This is a genomic window from Streptomyces sp. NPDC005423, assembly GCF_040606415.1.
Taxonomy (GTDB): Bacteria; Actinomycetota; Actinomycetes; order Streptomycetales; family Streptomycetaceae; genus Streptomyces.
The window spans coordinates 122,365-140,997 of sequence record NZ_JBEXET010000003.1; the positions used below are offsets into that span (position 1 = coordinate 122,365).

At 72.0% G+C, this 18,633-nt stretch carries 18 protein-coding genes and 1 pseudogene; 8 read left to right on the forward strand and 11 right to left on the reverse strand.

The annotated features are described in order from the left end of the window. Positions 1-101: 101 nt before the first annotated feature. Positions 102-680: a 2'-5' RNA ligase family protein gene (locus ABZT12_RS06820; protein WP_356378426.1), complete on the forward strand. Its 579-nt coding sequence runs from the start codon at positions 102-104 to the stop codon at positions 678-680. A gap of 17 nt (positions 681-697) precedes the next feature. On the opposite strand, the gene ABZT12_RS06825 is transcribed toward ABZT12_RS06820, so the two are convergent. Further along, the gene (locus tag ABZT12_RS06825) at positions 698-1,453 is read right to left on the reverse strand and encodes a decaprenylphospho-beta-D-erythro-pentofuranosid-2-ulose 2-reductase (RefSeq protein WP_356378429.1); all 756 of its coding nucleotides are present in this window, start codon (positions 1,451-1,453) and stop codon (positions 698-700) included. 44 nt (positions 1,454-1,497) lie between these two features. Then, a complete protein-coding gene (locus ABZT12_RS06830; RefSeq protein ID WP_356378432.1) occupies positions 1,498-2,856 on the reverse strand; it encodes an FAD-binding oxidoreductase in 1,359 nt (452 codons plus the stop codon). 140 nt (positions 2,857-2,996) lie between these two features. Between ABZT12_RS06830 and ABZT12_RS06835 the strand changes: the two genes are divergently transcribed. From ABZT12_RS06835 to ABZT12_RS06845, 3 genes are all read left to right on the forward strand, one after another. Then, positions 2,997-3,515 (forward strand): phosphatase PAP2 family protein, encoded by a 519-nt coding sequence (locus tag ABZT12_RS06835; protein ID WP_356378435.1) that lies wholly within the window; start codon positions 2,997-2,999, stop codon positions 3,513-3,515. Next, positions 3,508-4,452: a decaprenyl-phosphate phosphoribosyltransferase gene (locus ABZT12_RS06840; protein ID WP_356378438.1), complete on the forward strand. Its 945-nt coding sequence runs from the start codon at positions 3,508-3,510 to the stop codon at positions 4,450-4,452. The genes ABZT12_RS06835 and ABZT12_RS06840 overlap by 8 nt, the downstream gene beginning before the upstream one ends. A gap of 96 nt (positions 4,453-4,548) precedes the next feature. Beyond that, the gene (locus tag ABZT12_RS06845; protein WP_356378440.1) at positions 4,549-5,502 is read left to right on the forward strand and encodes a YihY/virulence factor BrkB family protein; all 954 of its coding nucleotides are present in this window, start codon (positions 4,549-4,551) and stop codon (positions 5,500-5,502) included. Here the strand turns inward: ABZT12_RS06845 and ABZT12_RS06850 are convergent. Continuing rightward, positions 5,450-6,709: a D-alanyl-D-alanine carboxypeptidase gene (locus ABZT12_RS06850; protein ID WP_356378442.1), complete on the reverse strand. Its 1,260-nt coding sequence runs from the start codon at positions 6,707-6,709 to the stop codon at positions 5,450-5,452. The genes ABZT12_RS06845 and ABZT12_RS06850 overlap by 53 nt on opposite strands. A 91-nt stretch (positions 6,710-6,800) precedes the next feature. Here ABZT12_RS06850 and ABZT12_RS06855 point away from each other — a divergent pair. The 3 genes and pseudogenes from ABZT12_RS06855 to ABZT12_RS06865 all read left to right on the forward strand — a co-directional run bounded on the left by ABZT12_RS06855 (position 6,801) and on the right by ABZT12_RS06865 (position 10,099). Next, a pseudogene (locus tag ABZT12_RS06855) lies at positions 6,801-7,042 on the forward strand (hypothetical protein). A 3-nt stretch (positions 7,043-7,045) separates the two neighbouring features. Next, complete coding sequence (locus ABZT12_RS06860; protein WP_356378445.1) at positions 7,046-8,371, forward strand: metallophosphoesterase; 1,326 nt, start codon at positions 7,046-7,048, stop codon at positions 8,369-8,371. A 171-nt stretch (positions 8,372-8,542) separates the two neighbouring features. Beyond that, the gene (locus ABZT12_RS06865; protein ID WP_356378448.1) at positions 8,543-10,099 is read left to right on the forward strand and encodes an ABC transporter substrate-binding protein; all 1,557 of its coding nucleotides are present in this window, start codon (positions 8,543-8,545) and stop codon (positions 10,097-10,099) included. A gap of 63 nt (positions 10,100-10,162) precedes the next feature. Here the strand turns inward: ABZT12_RS06865 and ABZT12_RS06870 are convergent, their stop codons facing one another. Together ABZT12_RS06870 and ABZT12_RS06875 are read right to left on the reverse strand one after the other, a co-directional pair. Further along, positions 10,163-11,623: a HAMP domain-containing sensor histidine kinase gene (locus tag ABZT12_RS06870; RefSeq protein ID WP_356378451.1), complete on the reverse strand. Its 1,461-nt coding sequence runs from the start codon at positions 11,621-11,623 to the stop codon at positions 10,163-10,165. Further along, positions 11,620-12,306 carry a response regulator transcription factor gene (locus ABZT12_RS06875; RefSeq protein ID WP_356378454.1) on the reverse strand — a complete coding sequence of 229 codons (687 nt, stop codon included), beginning with the start codon at positions 12,304-12,306 and terminating at the stop codon, positions 11,620-11,622. The genes ABZT12_RS06870 and ABZT12_RS06875 overlap by 4 nt, the downstream gene beginning before the upstream one ends. Positions 12,307-12,482: 176 nt before the next feature. Here ABZT12_RS06875 and ABZT12_RS06880 point away from each other — a divergent pair, with 176 nt between their 5' ends. After that, positions 12,483-14,897, forward strand: coding sequence for an MMPL family transporter (locus tag ABZT12_RS06880; protein ID WP_356379027.1), 2,415 nt, complete (start codon positions 12,483-12,485; stop codon positions 14,895-14,897). An 18-nt stretch (positions 14,898-14,915) separates the two neighbouring features. Here ABZT12_RS06880 and ABZT12_RS06885 read toward each other — a convergent pair whose 3' ends face one another. The 6 genes from ABZT12_RS06885 to ABZT12_RS06910 all read right to left on the reverse strand — a co-directional run bounded on the left by ABZT12_RS06885 (position 14,916) and on the right by ABZT12_RS06910 (position 18,543). Further along, positions 14,916-15,683 (reverse strand): TetR family transcriptional regulator, encoded by a 768-nt coding sequence (locus ABZT12_RS06885; protein WP_356378456.1) that lies wholly within the window; start codon positions 15,681-15,683, stop codon positions 14,916-14,918. Positions 15,684-15,764: 81 nt separating this feature from the next. Continuing rightward, on the reverse strand, positions 15,765-16,277 hold the full coding sequence (locus tag ABZT12_RS06890) for a DCC1-like thiol-disulfide oxidoreductase family protein (RefSeq protein ID WP_356378459.1): 513 nt from the start codon (positions 16,275-16,277) through the stop codon (positions 15,765-15,767). Further along, complete coding sequence (locus ABZT12_RS06895) at positions 16,274-16,681, reverse strand: hypothetical protein (RefSeq protein ID WP_356378462.1); 408 nt, start codon at positions 16,679-16,681, stop codon at positions 16,274-16,276. The genes ABZT12_RS06890 and ABZT12_RS06895 overlap by 4 nt, the downstream gene beginning before the upstream one ends. A gap of 109 nt (positions 16,682-16,790) precedes the next feature. Further along, positions 16,791-17,201, reverse strand: a complete 411-nt coding sequence (locus ABZT12_RS06900; protein ID WP_356378465.1) for a VOC family protein — start codon at positions 17,199-17,201, stop codon at positions 16,791-16,793. Positions 17,202-17,363: 162 nt separating this feature from the next. Further along, a complete protein-coding gene (locus ABZT12_RS06905) occupies positions 17,364-17,870 on the reverse strand; it encodes a hypothetical protein (RefSeq protein WP_356378468.1) in 507 nt (168 codons plus the stop codon). Positions 17,871-17,934: 64 nt separating this feature from the next. Beyond that, positions 17,935-18,543 carry a Uma2 family endonuclease gene (locus tag ABZT12_RS06910; protein ID WP_356378471.1) on the reverse strand — a complete coding sequence of 203 codons (609 nt, stop codon included), beginning with the start codon at positions 18,541-18,543 and terminating at the stop codon, positions 17,935-17,937. Between the last annotated feature and the right edge of the window lie 90 nt (positions 18,544-18,633).

Genomic DNA, 18,633 nt, shown 5'->3' on the forward strand with positions numbered 1-18,633 from the left:
TGGCCGTACAGTCGATAGCCGGACGGCCGCGCGAGCGACCGTCCCGCGCGCACCAACCGGACGAACCGACAGGTCCGACCGACAGGACGACAGGAGACGACGTGGGGACCGTAACGATCGGCGTGTCGATCGCGGTCCCGGAGCCTCACGGCAGCCTGCTCCAGGAGCGGCGCGCGGGCTTCGGCGACGCCGCGGCTCAGGGCATCCCCACGCACATCACGCTGTTGCCGCCGACCGAGGTGGACGCCGGCCGGCTGCCGGCGATCGAGACGCACCTCGTCGAGGTCGCCGCCGCCGCACGCCCCTTCCCGATGCGGCTCTCCGGCACCGGCACCTTCCGGCCGCTCTCCCCGGTCGTCTACGTCCAGGTCGCCGAGGGCGCCGAGGCGTGCGGCTGGCTCCAGAAGCAGGTCCGTGACGCCTCCGGGCCGGTCGCCCGCGAGCTGTCCTTCCCGTACCACCCGCATGTCACCGTGGCGCACGGCATCGCGGACGAGGCGATGGACCGCGCCTTCGAGGAGCTCGCCGACTACCGCGCCGACTGGCCCTGCACCGGCTTCGCCCTCTACGAGCAGGGCGCCGACGGCGTCTGGCGCAAGCTGCGCGAGTTCGCCTTCGGCGGCTCCGTCGTACCGCCCCAGGCCGCCCACACGGAACGCGGCACCATCACCAGCCGGTAGCGACCCGGCCCCCGCGGTCAGACCGGCAGCCGCCGGAACAGACCCCGCGGCACGTGCCGCAGCGCCGACATCACCACCCGCAGCCGCCCCGGCACCCAGACCGTCTCCGACCGCCGCCGCAGCCCCAGTTCGACGGCGGCCGCCACCGCTCCCGGGGTGGTCGCGAGCGGGGTCTCCGCCAGTCCGGCGGTCATCTTCGAGCGGACGAACCCGGGCCGTACGACCATCACGTGCACACCCGTGCCGTGCAGCGCGTCGCCGAGACCCTGGGCGAAGACGTCGAGGCCGGCCTTGCTGGAGCCGTAGATGAAGTTGGAGCGGCGGGCCCGTTCCCCGGCGACCGAGGAGAGGACCACCAGGGAGCCGTGGCCCTGGGTCTGAAGGGAGCGGGCCGCGACCAGGCCGGCCGAGACGGCGCCGGTGTAGTTGGTCTGCGCGACGCGCACCGCGCTGAGCGGCTCGCGCTCGTCCCGCGCCTGGTCGCCGAGGATCCCGAAGGCGAGCAGCACGACGTCGATGTCGCCCTCGGCGAAGACCTTGCCGAGCGCCGGCTCGTGGGAGCCGGGATCGAGCGCGTCGAAGGGGAGGGTGCGCACGTCGGCGCCGAGCGCGCGCAGACCGTCGGCGGCCGTCTCCAGGGCGGGGGACGGGCGGCCCGCCAGCCACACCGTGCGGGTGCGGCGGGCGATCAGCCGGCGGGCGGTGGCGAGCGCGATCTCGGACGTACCGCCGAGGACGAGCAGGGACTGGGGGAGGCCGAAGGCGTCCTTCACGACAACTCCTGACGAATGCTCAGAGGGCTCAGAGGGCTGGAGGGCTAGAGGCTGAGTCGGCGGGCCAGGTCGGAGACGAACACCCCGCGCGGGTCCAACTCGGCGCGCAGGGAACGGAATTCGTCGAGCCGCGGGTACATCCCGGCGAGCAGTTCAGGGCGCAGCCGGGAGTCCTTGGCCAGATAGACGCGGCCCCCGGCGGCGGCCACCTCCTCGTCGAGTACGTCGAGGAAGGCGCCGAGACCGGGCAGCCACGCCGGGATGTCGAGGGCCAGCGTCCAGCCGGGCACCGGGAAGGAGAGCCAGCCCGGGTCGCCTTCCCCGAACCGCTTGAGGACGGCCAGGAAGGAGGGGCACCGCCGGTCGGAGACGCGCCGCACGATCCTGCGCAGCGTCTCCTCCCGGCCGTGCCCCACCGCGAACTGGTACTGCACGAAGCCGCCCCGCCCGTAGACGCGGTTCCAGTGGGGCACCCCGTCCAGGGGGTGGAAGAACGAGGAGATCCGCTGGAGCTGACCGGTACGCGCGCGGGGGGCCATGCGGTACCAGACCTCGTTGAACAGCCCGACCGTCGTCCGGCTGAGCAGGCCGTCGGGGAGGGCGGCAGGCGGGGCCGGGAACCGGCCGGGGCGGAACTCCAGCGGGCGCCGCCGGGCGCGGGCGGGCAGCGCCTCCAGGGGCGCGTGGTCGCCGCGGGTCAGCACCGCGCGGCCGGTCGCCGCGCCGCGCGCCAGCAGGTCGATCCAGGCGACCGAGTACCGGTAGCGGTGGTCGGTCGCCGTGAGCCGGGTCATCAAATCGTCGAGGTCGGCCGCGCGCTCGGTGTCCACCGACATCAGCGAGCTGCCGACGGGCAGCAGCCGGACGGTCGCGGTCAGGATCACCCCGGTCAGGCCCATGCCGCCGGCGGTGGCGTCGAAGAGCGGGGTGCCCTGGCGGACGGAGCGGATCGTGCCGTCGGCGGTGAGGAGTTCGAAGGAGAGGACGTGGCGCGAGAAGGAGCCGGAGACGTGGTGGTTCTTGCCGTGGATGTCCGCGCCGATCGCCCCGCCGACCGTCACGTACCGGGTGCCGGGCGTCACCGGCACGAACCAGCCCAGCGGCAGCAGCACCTCCATCAGCCGGTGCAGGGAGACGCCCGCGTCGCAGAGCACGGAGCCGCCGGCCGCGTCGATGGCGTGAACGCGGTCGAGACCCGTCATGTCGAGCACGGCGCCCCCGGCGTTCTGCGCCGCGTCCCCGTACGCCCGTCCCAGCCCGCGGGCGATCCCGCCGCGCGTCCCGCGCGCCGCGCACTCCCGGACGGCGCCGACGGCCTCCTCGTAGCTCCGCGGGCGGATCAGACGGGCGGCGGTGGGAGCGGTGCGGCCCCATCCGGTGACGGAGACGGTCTCGGCAGGCATGGCGGCGACCGTATCGTCGATATGGAGGCTGTGTACTGCTTTGAACGTACAACATCCCACTCTCCCCGAAATGGGTGATTAATGGGATGTCGCTCAATATTGCCGGAGTTCCGGCGGTGCGGGCGTGAACAGTCGGTCACATGGACGAACTCGACCGACTCGGCCGACTCGACGACCGACTCCTCACCGCGGTGCGCGCCCGGAGCTCCGGCCCCCGCGTCGTCACCGTCGCGCGCGCCCTGTCCCGGGCCGGGGAACACGGGGCGCTCTGGCTCGCGGCCGGTCTGGCGGGCGCCGCCGCCGACCGTTCCCGGCGCGGTGCCTGGCTGCGCGCCACGGCGCTCACGGCGGGCGCGCACCTCACCAGCACGGTCGTGAAGCACGTCGTACGCCGGCCGCGTCCCACGCGGGTCGAGCCCCTGGTGCGCACCGCCGGACGCCACGCGTTCCCCAGCTCCCACGCGGCCTCCGCGGCGGCGGCGGCCGTCGCGTTCGGCGCGCTCGGCGCCTACGCCGTCCCCCCGCTCGCCGCCGCGATGTGCCTGTCCCGGCTCGTCGTCGGCGTCCACCACCCCTCGGACGTGGCGGCCGGCGCGGTCCTCGGCGCGTTGACGGCGCGCGCCGGAGCGCGCTGGATGTCGGGCAACGGCCATGGCTGAGGCGACGTTCCTCCGGCAGCGCGCCCGCCCCGGGAAGCCCGCCCCGCCGCGCCGGGGCGGGCTGCTGGGCGGCCTGCTCCGGACCACCCGCCCCCGGCAGTGGACGAAGAACGTCCTCGTCGCCGCCGCCCCGGCCGCCGCCGGCCAGCTCTTCTCCCGTCACGCCCTCGGCCAAGTCGCCCTGGTCTTCGGCCTGTTCACCGCGTGCGCCGCCGCCGTCTACCTGGTCAACGACGCGCGGGACGCGGACGCCGACCGGGCCCACCCCGTCAAGCGCCACCGCCCGGTCGCCGCCGGACAGGTCCCGGTGCCCGTCGCGTACGCCGTCGGCGGCACCCTGGGCGCCCTCACGCCGGCCGCCGCGGTCTGGCTCTGCTCGCCGGCCGTCGCCGCCCTCCTGACCGCGTACATCGGTATGCAACTGGCGTACTGCGTCAGCCTCAAGCACGTCCTCGTCGTCGATCTCGCCGTCGTCACCACCGGCTTCCTGATGCGCGCGATGGTCGGCGGAGTCGCGCTCGGCATTCCGCTCTCGCGCTGGTTCCTGCTCACCACCGGCTTCGGCGCCCTCTTCATGGTGGCGGCGAAGCGCTACTCCGAAGCCGTCCAGATGGCCGGGACGGCGGGCGCCACGCGCGCGTTGCTCACCGAATACACCGCCGGCTACCTGCGCTTCGTCTGGCAGCTCGCCGCCGGTGTCGCCGTCCTCGGCTACTGCCTGTGGGCCCTGGAGGAGGGCGGTGCGCCCCGCACCGGCGTGCTGCCCTGGCGGCAGCTCTCGGTGGTCGCGTTCGTCCTCGCGATCCTGCGGTACGCCGTCTTCGCCGACCGGGGCAGCGCGGGCGAACCCGAGGAGGTGATCCTCCGGGACCGCGCGCTCGCCCTGATCGGTCTGGTGTGGCTGGCGATGTACGGGCTGGCGGTGGCCGGCTGGTGAGCCGGCGGGGACCGGAACCCCGCGCCGCACTTCGCTGTTTCCCGGGTACCGGGGTATCCGGACCCTGGGCTTCAGGGACGGGGGCAGGATCGGGTCATGGACTGGCTGAAGAGACTTCCCTTCATCGGGCCGCTGGTGGCGCGTCTGACGACCACGCACGCGTGGCGGTCGTTCGAGCGCCTGGACCGGGTGAAGTGGACCCGGCTGGCCGCCGCGATGACCTTCATCAGCTTCATCGCGCTCTTCCCGCTGCTGACCGTGGCCGCCGCGATCGGCGCCGCCACCCTCAGCAGCCAGCGGCAGCACGCACTCCAGAACAGGATCGCCGAGCAGGTGCCCGGCATCTCCCAGCAGCTGGACATCGCCGGCCTGGTCGACAACGCGGGCACCATCGGTCTCATCGCCGGTGCCGTCCTGCTCTTCACCGGTATCGGCTGGGTCGGCTCGATGCGCGAGTGCCTGCGCGCGGTGTGGGAGCTCCCCGACAAGGACGAGAACCCCTTCCTGCGCAAGCTCGCCGACGCCGGTGTCCTCGTCGGCCTCGGCGGCGCCGTCCTCGCGACGATCGCCACCTCCGCCGTAGCCACCGCGCTGGTCGACTGGATCTCTGGCGAACTCGGCCTGGTCAAGGGTGGCTGGGGCGGGGTCCTGCTGCGCGTCGCCGCGCTCGCCGTCGCCGTACTCACCGACTTCCTCGTCCTGCTCTACGTCCTCACCCTGCTGCCCGGCGTCGAGCCGCAGCGCCGCCGCCTGTTCGTCGCCGCGCTGACCGGCGCGATCGGCTTCGAGCTGCTCAAGCTGCTGCTCAGCGGCTACATCCAGGGGGTCGCAGGGAAGAGCATGTACGGCGCGTTCGGCGTCCCCGTCGCCCTGCTCCTGTGGATCAACCTCACCTCGAAACTGGTCCTTTTCTGCGCCGCCTGGACCGCGACGCGGAGCAAGGAGGACGAACTCCCCCAAGAGGACGAACTCCCTGAAGGTGCAAAGGAGTTGGAGGTCACGGACGGGGGCGGCGACGCAGGCGGCCGGGCAGTGGCCAACGGCGGTTGACGAGGAACACCCCGCCCGCGAGCAGCACCAGCAGCCCGCCGGCGACGGCGAGCGCGATGCCCACCCCGTTCGAACCGCCCTCCCGCGCCGCCCGCGCGACCGGCTCCGCGGACGGCCCGCCGGTGGCCTTGCCGGAGGCGGTCGCACCCGGCTGCGCGCTCGCCCGGTCGGTGCCCCGCGGCGGGACCAGCTCGCCCACCGGTTGCGCCTTGCCGTCCGCCGCGAACCCCCAGTCGAGGAGTTTCGCGGCCTCCTTGTAGACCTCGTTGTGCTCGTTCTTCGCCGGGTTCATGACCGTCACCAGCAGCACCTTGCCGTCGCGCTCGGCGACGCCGGTGAAGGTGGCCCCGGCGTTGGTGGTGTTGCCGTTCTTGACTCCGGCGATGCCCTGGTACACCGAGACGTCCGAGTCGCCGCTCAGCAGCCGGTTGGTGTTCCGGATCTCGAAGGTGCCCCGGACCGACTTGCCCTTCTTCTTCTCCGTCGCGCCCGGGAACTTCGCGCTGACTGTCGAGCAGTACTCCCGGAAGTCCTGCTTCTGGAGCCCCGAGCGCGCGAACAGCGTCAGGTCGTACGCCGAGGAGACCTGCCCCGGGGCGTCGTAGCCGTCGGGCGTCACCACATGGGTGTCCAGGGCCTGCAGATCCTGGGCGTGCGCGTTCATGTCGGCGACGGTCCGGTCGAGGCCGCCGTACATCCGGGACAGGACGTGCACGGCGTCGTTGCCGGAGCGCAGGAAGACGCCGAGCCACAGATCGCGGACCGAGTACGTCTCGCCCTCCTTTATCCCCACCATGCTGGAGCCGGCGCCGATACCGGCGAGGTCGGAGGTGAGGACCCGGTGCTCGGTCGTCCCGGGGAACTTCGGCAGCACGGTGTCGGCGAAGAGCATCTTCAGGGTGCTCGCGGGCGGCAGCCGCCAGTGCGCGTTGTGCGCGGCGAGCACCTGTCCGGACTCGGCGTCGGAGACGATCCACGACCGTGCGGTCAGTTCCTTCGGCAACTCCGGTACTCCGGCGGCCTGTTGGACCTGGGTCCCGGCCAGGCCGAGCCGGGCGCCGCCCACCGAGGACATCCGCGCCGGGGGAGTGGCGGAGGGACTCGGCGAAGGGGCCGCGAGGGCGACGGGCGCGGTCGTCGCGAGGCAGGACAGGGCGGCGGTGGTGACCAGCAGGGATCGCCTGCCGGTGCGCTGTGGTGCGGACACGGTCGAGAACGTACCTGCCGGGCGGCCCGAAGTCCCGTCACCGGCACCACCCCGGGGCCGGGCCCCGCCGGAGCCCGGCGATACTGGGCGTATGAAGCTCAGCCGCCCCGTCTCCTGGTTCCTGCTCGCCTTCGGGGTGTGGAGCTGGATCATCTGGATCACTTTCATCAAGAATCTCGTCAAGGACAGCAGCGGGCAGGCCTTCGACGACGGTCACCCGACGGCGTTCTTCTGGGTGCATCTGGCGCTCGCCGTCGTCTCCTTCGTATGGGGGACGGTCATCGGTGCGGCCTCGGGTTGCGCGGACTGCGCGCACTGCGCCGGACGTCATAGCGCGTGGCCGGTCACCTCTTCCGCCCGGTACTCGGTGTCCTCGTCGCCCTGACCGCCGTAGCCGTGCTCGCCGTGCCGCACTGGTACGTCTGGCGCCGCCTGGTCCGCGACACCACCCGGGGCCCGGGTCCCGCCCGCCGCGCGGGGACGGCCGTGCTGATCGCAGGTCCGGTGCTGATGGTCGCGGCCCTGGCCGCCGAGCGCGGCGGGGCCCCCTTCTGGCTCCAACGCGCCCTGGGCTGGCCGGGGTTCCTGTGGATGGCCCTGGCGATGTACCTCCTGCTGGCCGTCCTCGCGGGCGAACTGCTCCGCCCGCCGCTGCGACGGTTCACGGAACGACGGGTACCGGGCGGAACCGCCGTACGGCAGCATGAGGAGTCCGTGCGGCCGGAGGGCCCCGAGCAGGCCGTGCGGGAGGCCGTGCGGGAGACGGTGACCAAGACGCCGCGTGCGCCCGGGCCCGCGCCGGAGGCCGGGGCCGCGCGCCCCGCTCCGGCCGCCGCGCCCTCGCGGCGGCTCTTCGTCTCGCGGGTCGTCGCAGGCGCGGCGGCGACCGCCGCCGTCGGGACCGTCGGCTACGGCACGTACGGCGTCCTGCGCGGGCCCCGGGTGAAGCGGGTGACCGTGCCGCTGGCCAAACTCCCGCGCTCCGCCCACGGGTTCAGGATCGCGGTGGTCAGCGACATCCATCTGGGACCGCTCCTCGGGCGCGGTTTCGCGCAGAAGGTCGTCGACACGATCAACGCGACCCAGCCCGACCTCATCGCGGTCGTCGGCGACCTGGTCGACGGCAGCGTCAAGAACCTGGGCCCGGCGGCGGCGCCGCTCGCCGGGCTGAGGGCGCGGCACGGGAGCTACTTCGTCACCGGCAACCACGAGTACTTCTCCGGCGCCGCCCAGTGGGTCCAGGAGGTGCGCCGGCTCGGCATCCATCCGCTGGAGAACGCCCGTACCGAACTCCCCGGCTTCGACCTGGCCGGGGTCAACGACCTCCAGGGCGAGAGCGAGGGCCAGGGCCCCGACTTCGGCAGGGCGCTCGGCGACCGGGACACCGCACGCGCCTGTGTGCTCCTCGCCCATCAGCCGGCGCAGATCCACCAGGCCGTGCGGCACGGCGTCGACCTCCAGCTCTCCGGCCACACCCACGGCGGCCAGCTCTGGCCCGGCAACCTCATCGCGGCGGCGGCCAACCCGACGGTCGCCGGCCTCGCGCGCTACGGCGACACCGAGCTGTATGTCAGCCGGGGCGCCGGTGCCTGGGGACCACCCACCCGGGTGGGCGCGCCGTCGGACATCACCGTGGTGGAGCTGGCGTCCCGGTCGAGCTGAGCGTTGGCTGGGAGCCGACTGTGAAACCGTCCGGAAACACCCTTGGACAAGTTGTCGTCCCTGTCGTCAGAAACCTCTTCCCCCGGCTCAAACACCTGTGGTTAGGTGATCCGCGCCACCAGGGGAGTGGCTTCACGCAGGGGCCCGGGAGGGTCCGAGGGGGGCACACCGATGCGATCGGTTCGCATGCGGATTCTCGCGACGCTGCTGGTACTCGCGGCCGTCGCGGTGGGCGGCTGGCAGCTGCTTCCGTCGACGGGGGACAAGGACAGGACCATCAGGGTCGGCACCACGGACGGCGTCACGTCCCTCGACCCGGCCGGCGCCTACGACGCCGGCTCCTGGGCCCTCTACAGCAACGTCTTCCAGTCGCTGCTCACCTTCGCCTCGGGCGGCGCCACCCCCGTGGGGGACGCGGCGAAGAAGTGCGCCTTCGTCGGCGGCGGGCTGAAGACCTACCGCTGCGAACTGCGGGACGGCATCACCTTCCCCAGCGGGCGTGCGATGACCGCCCAGGACGTGAAGTTCTCCTTCGACCGGGTCAAGAAGATCAACTCCGATGTGGGGCCGGCCTCCCTGCTCTCCACCCTCGGCTCGGTCGACGCCTCCGGTATGACCGTCACCTTCCACCTCGTCTCGCCGGACGCCACGTTCCCGTTCAAGGCGGCCACCGGCGCGGGCGCGATCGTCGACAGCACCAAGTACCCGGCGAACTCGCTGCGCACCGGCGGCTCCGTCGACGGCACCGGACCGTACCGGCTGACGGGCTTCGCGCAGGGCAAGAAGGCCGTCCTCGCCCCCAACAGCCACTACCGGGGCGCCGTCCAGGCGACCGGGCGCCCCGTCGAACTGCGCTACTACGCCGACTCGGACGCGCTCGACAAGGCGTACCGCGCGAAGCAGGTCGAGGTGGCCACCCGTCAGCTGCCGCCGAAGATGCTGGCCGGGCTCTCCGCGAGCGACCCCGACCAGCGGGTGACCGAGGCCGACAGCTCCGAGACCCGCAACCTCTACCTCAACACCCGCGCCGGTTCGCCCCTGCACAACGTCCTCGTCCGGCGGGCGATGGCCTGGCTGATCAACCGCGAACAGCTGGCCGCCGCCGTGTACGACGGCACGGTCGACCCGCTCTACTCGCTGATCCCGACCGGCATCACCGGCCACACCACCTCGTTCTTCGACGCCTACCCCGCGCAGAGCACCCAGAAGGCCAGGCAGCTGCTGACCCAGGCCGGCGTCCCGGTCCCGGTCCGCTTCACCTACGGCTACGGCATCGGGCACGGCGCCGGCGCCGAGGAGGCCGCCGAGCTGAAGAAGCAGCTGGAGGCGACCGGTCTCTTCAAGGTCGACGTCAAGGGCTACGAGTGGACCGCCTTCCAGAAGCGCTGGGCGACCGGCAAGCTGGACGCGTACGCCGTCGGCTGGGTCGCCGACTACCCCGACCCCGACACCTTCGGCTCCGCGCTGGTCGGCACCGGCTCCACCATGAACACCGGCTACACCAACAAGGCCGTCGACCAGCTGATCCTGGACAGCCAGCACTTCGCCGACCGCAGCGAGGTCAGCGCGGACTTCCGCGACCTCCAGCAGGACGTGGCGGCGGAGGTGCCGCTGATCCCGCTCTGGCAGCGCAAGGAGTACGTCGTCAGCAGCGAGGCAGTCGGTGGCGGCGCCTACCTCTCCGACGGCACGGGGGTCTTCCGCCTGTGGGCGCTGGAGTGGATCTGAGCCGCTGAGGCACCCCTGCCCGGACCGCCGACCGGCAGCCAACTCCCGTTCCGAGCGGCGGAGTTACGGTAGTGCGGCGGTCCGGGCCGGCAGGGTCACCGTGACGGCGAGCCCCTCGCCCGGCGCCGTCCGTACCGTCACCTCGCCGCCGTGGGCCTGGACGACCCCCTGGACGATCGCCAGCCCCAGCCCGCTGCCCGCGCCGCCGCCCGCCCGGAAGAAGCGGTCGAAGATCCGGGACGCGTCCTCCTCGGCGAGCCCCGGACCCTGGTCCGCGACGGACAGCCGTACCAGCCCGTCCGCACGTTCCACCCCGAGCCGCACCGGCACCCCGGCCGGGGTGTGGGTGCGGACGTTGCCCAGCAGGTTGCCCAGGACCTGGCGCAGTCCCGACTCGTCGGCGCGGACCAGCAGCGAACCGTCGGCGCCGACCGTGATGGGCCGTTCCGGCTGCTGCACCCGCAGGTCCTCGGCCGCGTCCCGCACCAGCCGGCTCACGTCCACGTTCCGGAAGCGCAGTTCGGGCCGCTGGTCGAGCCGGGCCAGCAGCAGCAGTTCGTCGACGAGCCGCCCCATCCGGTCCGCCTCCGCGTTCATCCGGTCCCAGGCCCGTCGGCGCTCGTCCGGCTCGGTCAGCATGCCCTTGTCGTAGAGCTGGAGATAGCCGCGGATCGCCGACAGCGGGGTGCGCAGCTCGTGCGAGGCGTCGGCGACGAACCGCCGCAGCTGGGCGGCGGTCTGCTCGCGCGTGCGGTACGCCGACTCCACCTGGTGGAGCATCGAGTTGAGGGCCACCCGCAACTGCTCGACCTCCTGCGTCGGATGGTGGCTGGACGGCACGCGCCGGGTCAGATCGCCCTCGGCGATCGCCGACGACGTCTCCACCATGGCCTCCAGGGGCAGCAGCCGGCGCCGCAGGCTGAGCATCGTCAGCCAGGCGAGCAGCGCGATCAGCAGGGTGCCGAAGGCGAGGTCGAGCCGGAGGGCCTTGCCCATGCCCGTGTGCAGGGCCTCGGTCGAGGTGGCCATGAGGACGCAACTCCCGTCCTTGAGGCGGACGGCGGTGACCCGGTAGGAGTCGCCGCGCACCGTCACGTCGTGCGGATCGGCGTCCCGGGCGAGCGCGCTGGCGTCGCCGACCGCGCGCGCCAGCCCGAGCTGCGCCTCGGTGGGCCGCACCCCGAAGATGCTGACGGCCGTGCCCCGGTCGTCGACGGCCGTGTAGATCGACTCCATGGCCGACCGTTCGCTGGAGTCCGTGGAGTCCGGGACCAGCCGGTCACGGACGAAGCCCAGCGCGCTCAGCGAGTCGATCTGCCGCAGCGTGAGCTGTGAACTCCCCAGCGAGTTCCGCACCTTGGTCAGCTCGCCGTCGACCTGGTCGAGCAGGTAGTACCGCATGCCCATCAGGCTGATCGCGGTGGTCGCCACGATGCCGAGGGCGAGCAACGCCACGTTGGTGAGGGTCAGTTTGGCGCGCAGCGAGTGAACGCCGCGTTCGCAGTAGGGCAGCCCGAGCCTCATGCCAGCCCGTATCCGACGCCCCGCCGGGTGGTGATCACCGGTGGTCCCAGGGCGTCGAGCTTGCGCCGCAGATAGCTGATGTACGTCTCGACGACGGTCGACTCGGGCGGGGTGTGCTCGTACTGCCATACGTGGCGCAGGAGTTGCTCCTTGGGCACGATCCGGCCGCCGTTGCGCACCAGGAAGCGCAGCAGGGCGTACTCGGTGGGGGTCAGCTCGACCGAGCGGCCCGCGCGGTGCACCGAGTACGTCGTCTCGTCCAGCTCCAGGTCGCCGTAGCGCAGCGGCGGGCGCTGGGGGAGGACGTCGGCGGGGCGGGTGCGGCGCAGGACCGCGCTGATCCGGGCGACGACCACGTCGATGTCGAACGGCTTGGTGATGTAGTCGTCGCCGAAGCCGAGGGCGCCGACTATCTCGGCGGGCGCGTCCCGCGCGGTGAGGAAGACCAGCGCCAGGCCGGGCAGCCGGGAGCGCAACTCCCGCCCCAGGGCGCGTCCGTCACCGTCCGGGAGCATCACGTCGAGCAACGCGCAGTCGGGGCGGGTGCGTTCGGCGAGGGAGAGCGCCTCGCGCACGGTGCCCGCGGTCATCACCTCGAAGCGGTGGTAGCGCAGGGCGATGGCGAGGACGTCCGCGATGCTCGGTTCGTCCTCCACGACCAGCACGGTTCCTGGAGCCGTCATGCCCCCAGTATCGGCCGGTTCGCCCGCAGCCGGGGCGGTCCGGTCTTTGGAGTTCCTTGAGAGTCACGGCCGGGCCATGTGCACGCGCGGCTGCCGCCGCCAATTCTGGTGCCAGGACCTGGGGGACCGACCGATCCAACTGGACTGTTTACTAAGGAGTGTTGAGCGTGGCGGCATTGGCACGGTGGTGCTATCGGCATCGGCTGGTGGTCCTGTTGCTGTGGGTGGGGGCACTGTTCGGACTGGGCCTCTCGGCCTCCTCGGCGGGGACGGACTACGCGAACGTCTTCTCCCTGCCGAACACGGACTCCAAGAGCGCCTACGACCTGATGGAGAAGGCGTTCCCGAACAGCTCGGGCGACACCGACACGGTGGTGTGGAAGGTCGGCTCGGGCTCGGTGCGGGACGCCTCCGTGCAGTCCCGGATCCGTCCCGCGCTCGACGAGATCGCCCGGATGAAGGGCGTCGGCGAGGTCGCCGGCCCCTACACCGGCCCGCGGGGCGCCGCGCAGATCAGCAAGGACGGACGGATCGCCTACGCGCAGATCACGTTCACCGAGCGCGCCAACGCGGTCCCCAAGGACCTCGTACAGAACGTCGTCGACACCGCCCAGAAAGCCGAACGCGGCGGCCTGGAGGTCGCGTTGGGCGGCCAGGCCATCCAGCGCGTGCAGGAACCGCCCACCGGCCTCGCCGAGATGGTCGGCATCCTCGCCGCCGCCGTGGTCCTCTTCCTGGCCTTCGGCTCGTTCTACGCCATGCTGCTGCCGATCGGCGTCGCGGTCTTCGGCGTCGGCACCGGCCTGTTCTCCACCCAACTCCTCAGCCACACCACCGACATACCCGACCTGGCGCCGCTGCTCGCCACCCTGATCGGCCTCGGCGTCGGCATCGACTACGCCCTGTTCATCGTCACCCGGCACCGGCGCGGCCTCGAACGCGGCCTGGAACCCGAGGAGTCGGCGGTCATCGCCCTCGACACCTCGGGCCGGGCCGTGCTCTTCGCGGGCGGCACGGTGTGCATCGCGCTCGCCGGGATGCTGGTGACCAACCTGCGCTTCCTGGACGGCGTGGTCGTCGGCACCTCGCTCACCGTGGTCCTGAGCGTCCTGGCGGCGACCACCCTGCTGCCCGCCCTGCTCGGCTTCCTCGGCCCGCGGGTGCTCAGCCGCAGGCAGCGCCGCAAGCTGGCCGAGAACGGCCCCGCGCCGGAGCGCTCCGACAACCTCGCCGCGCGCTGGTCCGCGGCCGTGCAGAAGCGGCCCCGCCGCATCGCCGCGCTCGCCCTGGTCGTCATGGCGCTGCTCGCCCTCCCCGTGCTGTCGCTGCGCCTGGGCGCCACCGACCAGGGCAACGACGACGCCTCGACGACCACCAGGAAGGCGTACGACCTGCTCGCCGAGGGCTTCGGTCCGGGCTTCAACGGCCCGCTCCAGGTGGTGACTTCGACCGGTGACACAACCGCCCTGGTCAAGGGCATCGAAGGCACCGAGGGGGTGGCCCGGGTCGCCGCGCTGCCGCCCGCCCGAGGCGTGACCGTGATCCAGGTCGTGCCGACCACGTCACCGCAGTCGCAGCAGACCGACGACCTGATCGACACCCTGCGGGACAAGGTGATACCCGAGGCCGGCGCGACCGGCCACGTGGGCGGGGTGACGGCCGTCTCGAAGGACTTCGCGTCCGTCACCGGCGACCGGCTGCCGCTCTTCGTCGTGACGATCATCGGGCTGAGCTTCCTGCTCCTGCTGATCGCCTTCCGGTCCCTGGTGGTACCGCTGACGGCCGCGCTGATGAACCTGATCGCGGCGGCGGCCTCCTTCGGCGTGCTGGTCGCGATCTTCCAGTGGGGCTGGGGGCTGAGCTTCCTCGGCCTCGGCAAGGAGGGCCCGATCAACGCCTTCCTGCCGGTCATCATGCTCTCCCTGCTCTTCGGTCTCTCCATGGACTACCAGGTGTTCCTGGTCAGCCGGATGCACGAGGAGTGGGTCCACACCAAGGACAACGCCCGCGCGGTCCGGGTGGGCCTGGCGGAGACCAGCCGGGTCATCAACAGCGCGGCCCTGATCATGGTCTGCGTCTTCCTCGCCTTCGTCCTCAGCGGCGACGCCGGCGCGGCCACGGCCGGTGTCGGACTCGCCGCGGCCGTCGCCCTGGACGCCTTCATCCTGCGTACGGCCCTGGTGCCGGCCGCGATGCACCTGCTCGGCTCCTCCAACTGGTGGCTGCCGGACTGGCTGGAGAAGCGGCTGCCGCATCTCGCCGTGGAGCCCAAGGAGGAGAGCGAGCCGTCCACGTCGCCGCGCGGGGCGGGTCCGGCGTCGGTCGTGCACGGCTTCGTCCGCACCCCGGACGGCGACCCCGTCGAGGGCGCGTCGGTGGCGCTCGTGGCCGGCGGCGGCGGACACCACCTGGACCGGGTGACGTCCCTGGCCGACGGCTCGTACATCCTCTCCGTGCCGGCCCCGGGTACGTATCTCCTGACCACCACGGCGGCGCCGTACGCGCCGAACGCACGGCACGTGGTCGTCGCGGACGGCCCGCTGGTGCAGGACGTGGAACTGGCGGAGGGCGAGGTGGACGCCGTCAACTGAGCCCGGCGGCAAGGTGGTTCAGGGGCGCTCGTCATCGGCGGGCGCCCCGCGCCGGGTCGCCCGCCCGCGCGCCGGGTCGGGCAGCGCGTGGGTCATGCCCGGCAAGAAGTCCGTGAACAGGTCGTGCACCTCGCGGACGAGTGGCCTGAGCACCCGGAACCGGGCCAGCGCCACACCCCGCGCCGTGATCCGCGCACCCCGCTCCGCGAGCCGGTAACTGCGCTCGCGGCCCTCCGTACGGTCGAAGATCCAGTACAGCACGAGCCCCATCTGGGAGAGCCACATCAACTCCGGGAGCACTTCCCGCAGTTCCTCCGGCACCTTCGCCCGGGATCCGGCCAGCACCTCCCGGTGCACACTGATCGCCTCCGCCCGCGCGTGCTCCGACTCCGGGGAGAACGGGCTGAGCGGACTGTCCGGGTCGGCCGCGTTCTTGAAGAACTGCACCGCGAACTCGTGGTACGACGTGGCGATGTCCAGCCAGCTCTTCAGGACGCCCGCGAGCCGCGCCTCCAGGTCGGTCTCCCGGTCCAGGACCTCACGGACCGCCGCCTGGTGTTCCTCGGCGATGCGGTCGTAGAAGCCCTGGATCAGGTGCTCCTTGCCGGCGAAGTAGTAGTACGCGTTGCCGACCGAGACCCCCGCCTCCTTGGCGATGGCCCGCATCGTCGTCCTGTCGTAGCCGCGCTCCTGGAACAGGCGCATGGCGGTCTCCAGGATCAGCGCGCGCGTCTGCTCGGACTTGGCGGTCGGCGTCGGAGCCCTGGCCGGCGCGGGACCGTCCACGTCTTCAGGACGTTCTCCAGGATGTTCTTCGGGACGTTCTTCGGGATGGGGACTGTCGTCTTTCGCGGGCACGCAACGAGCCTAGCCAGTGGAGCAGGTGCCGCTGTCGCACCCCGGCCCGGTGTACGTCCACCCCCGGTTCCCGTCGTACGTCCATCCGTCGCCCAGCCGGTACCCGTCTCCTCCCCACCGCGCCTCGCGCCCCCGCGCCCCGCGCCACTTGGCGGCGGCGAGCACCGCGCCCTTGGCGAGCCGGGCGCCTGCCGGGGTGCTGAGCCGGTGGGCCAGCGGGCGGTGCTCGCGCAGGGCCCAGAGGACGACGATCCAGGCGTCGGCGTTCCGGTACACCTGCCCGGAGTCCCCGACGACGGTGATCTCCTGGAGGGTGGCGCGATGGTCGAGCGCCGGAAAGCGCCGCCGGGCCTCCTCGGAGGCGGCCGGCAGGAGCTCCAACGGGACCAGCTGCGGCTGCCGTCGGAGCCAGTCGCGGACGAAGGCGCAGAGTGAGCACTCCGCGTCGTACAGGACGGTGAGCCCGCGGACCGGGACGCGCGCGGCGTCCCGGTCCGGGGTGAGTGCCGCCACCGTCGTCACGCCCCCGCCGACGGTGCGACCCAGTCCCGCGGCGCGACCGGCGGGATCTGCTCCCGCTCCAGCACCCCGCGCCGACGGATCTTGTTGAGCACGTACACGTTCCCCAGGTGCATGAAGCCGAGCACCAGCAGCACCACGCCCAGCTTGGTCGACAGGGCCTCGAAGACCTCCCGGGTGTTCTCGATGTCGTCGTCGCCGCTCAGATAGAGCGCGATGAAGCCGAGGTTGACGAGGTAGAAGCCGACCACCAGGAGGTGGTTGACGGCGTCGGCGAGCTTCTCGTCGCCGTGCAGCACGTCGGCCAGGAAGATTCGCCCGTTGAGGCTCAGCGTGCGGGCCACCCAGATGGTCAGACCGATGCTGACCAGCAGGTAGATGACATAGGCGATGACTGTGAGATCCATTCCCCCACCCTTCTTGAACGCGTTCAAAAACGCTGTCGAGAGTGACTCTAGACCTGTTTTTGAACACGTTCAACCAAGGGCGTCGCGTACGGACCGGCCGCGGGCGGCCTCAGCTTCTGCGGGCCAGCTCCGGCCGTTTGGTGTAGTCGGCGAAGCCGACGACGTTGCCCCAGGGGTCGGCGACCTCCACGACCCAGCCGGTGGAGACGGACAGGGGCGCGTCGAGGAGTTCGATCCCGGCGGCGCCGAGCTTCCGCCCCGCCAGCCGCGCGTCCGGCACTTCCAGCCACAGCCGCGGCGGACACCACGGGGGCGGTCGGTGACTCAGCCCCTCCTCCTGCCGCAGCAGTACGCCGGGCGTCTCGCCGCCCACCTTCAGGATCGCGATCCCGGCCTCGTCCAGCCGGAACCCGACCGCGAACCCGGCGCGCTCGTAGAACCCGACGGCCTCGGCGAGATCGCCGACCGGGAGCAGTACGTTGTCGAAACCGAGCAGCTCGTACGACTCATCATCTGACATTCCGTCAGATTAGAGGCCGCGGCAGTGGCGCGGGCGCGACGGCCCGACGCCTCGTCGACGCGATCACTCGTTGAGGCGAGGCGAGGCGAGGCGAGGCGCGGCGGGGCGGGGCGGGGCGAGGCGTGGCGACGCGGGGCCCGGGCTCGTCGGTGAGCGCGGTGCTCACATGGCGCTGAGGGACCGCGCGTAGTTGATCTGGCCCATGACCGCCGGGAAGGTGTGCGGCCCGAGCGCCGGGATCATCGTCGAGTGGTGGCGGCCGGCGCTGGTCACGGTGACCTGGATGTACCCGGTGGTCTTCTTCTCCTTCATCAGGAGGAAGAACAGCCCCAGCAGACAGAAGAGGAAGAACACGATCGCCAGCACGACGGCGTGCGTCGGGATCTTCTCCTCGGTGTGCGACATGTCGGTGGCGTTCCACACGGACCCGCGGAGCGGCAGGGTGCCGGCCGGCGTGACGATCTGGTCCCCCATCACCGTGATGTCGCCGATGGACATGAGGGGGGCGCCGCCCATCGGGGCCGGGGCGCCGGGCTGCTGGGGATAGCCGTACGACGGCGGCTGCGCGGGTGCGGGATAGCCGTAACCGGGCACTCCGGGAGCCTGTGCGGGAGGCTGCTGAGGGCCCCACTCGTAGGCACCGCTCTGGTACGGATTCGGCTCGCTCATCGTCTTGTCCCCCGTCGGCTGGTTCGTCCCCCCCATCCTGCCAGCTCCGGCCGGGGCGGGAGGCTCAACCGGCGTGCGGCTGACCGGCCTTGAGGATCTCGCTCACATCGAGGGTGACCTTGGCGCCGAGCGAGTCGGGGAGGGTGACCTGCTCGCCGGGGGCGTGGACTCGGTGGTTGGCGTACTCGTCCTTCGCCGGGTTGGTGAGGACGTGGATGCGCTGGTGCCTGCGGTCGACGATCACGTACACCGGAACGGCGGCGTTGGCGTAGGCGGTGGCCTTGGTCTGCAGATCCGTCTTCCAGTTGCTCGAAGTGACCTCCAGGACCAACCGGAAGGCCACGGGGTCATAACAGTTGTTCTGCACGTAGTGAGCGTCGATGTCGGCATCGACCACGGACAGGTCGGGCGTCGCGTAGTCCTCGGCACCGTCCGGGAGCCACACGCTGATGTTCTGGAGTACTTCGGTGTCGCCTCCCGCCAGCCCGGCCACGGCAAAGGGGGTCCTCAGCCGATCCAGGGCGCGGGCATGGGGGGCATCCGGGGACGGGGTCACGAGGAGCTGATCTCCGATGATCTCGACGCGATAGCCCGGACGACGCTCCATGATCTCGTCGGCCAGGGTTGTCAGTGGCCGGTGCTGGGAGGACCGCTCTACAGCTGCTGCGGACATCGCGTGCCTCCTGTGGGCTGGTGTCGAGAGCATCATCGTAGGACCGACGGCCTGTGGGTGTCCCGTTCAGACCGCTTCACCCGATCGAGG

Coding starts and splice junctions, on each gene's coding strand:
- ABZT12_RS06830 (WP_356378432.1), bottom strand. CDS start 2,856: ATGCCTGCCGAGACCGTCTCCGTCACCGGATGGGGCCGCACCGCTCCC.
- ABZT12_RS06835 (WP_356378435.1), top strand. CDS start 2,997: ATGGACGAACTCGACCGACTCGGCCGACTCGACGACCGACTCCTCACC.
- ABZT12_RS06840 (WP_356378438.1), top strand. CDS start 3,508: ATGGCTGAGGCGACGTTCCTCCGGCAGCGCGCCCGCCCCGGGAAGCCC.
- ABZT12_RS06845 (WP_356378440.1), top strand. CDS start 4,549: ATGGACTGGCTGAAGAGACTTCCCTTCATCGGGCCGCTGGTGGCGCGT.
- ABZT12_RS06865 (WP_356378448.1), top strand. CDS start 8,543: ATGCGATCGGTTCGCATGCGGATTCTCGCGACGCTGCTGGTACTCGCG.
- ABZT12_RS06870 (WP_356378451.1), bottom strand. CDS start 11,623: ATGAGGCTCGGGCTGCCCTACTGCGAACGCGGCGTTCACTCGCTGCGC.
- ABZT12_RS06875 (WP_356378454.1), bottom strand. CDS start 12,306: ATGACGGCTCCAGGAACCGTGCTGGTCGTGGAGGACGAACCGAGCATC.
- ABZT12_RS06895 (WP_356378462.1), bottom strand. CDS start 16,681: ATGGATCTCACAGTCATCGCCTATGTCATCTACCTGCTGGTCAGCATC.
- ABZT12_RS06900 (WP_356378465.1), bottom strand. CDS start 17,201: ATGTCAGATGATGAGTCGTACGAGCTGCTCGGTTTCGACAACGTACTG.
- ABZT12_RS06905 (WP_356378468.1), bottom strand. CDS start 17,870: ATGAGCGAGCCGAATCCGTACCAGAGCGGTGCCTACGAGTGGGGCCCT.
- ABZT12_RS06910 (WP_356378471.1), bottom strand. CDS start 18,543: ATGTCCGCAGCAGCTGTAGAGCGGTCCTCCCAGCACCGGCCACTGACA.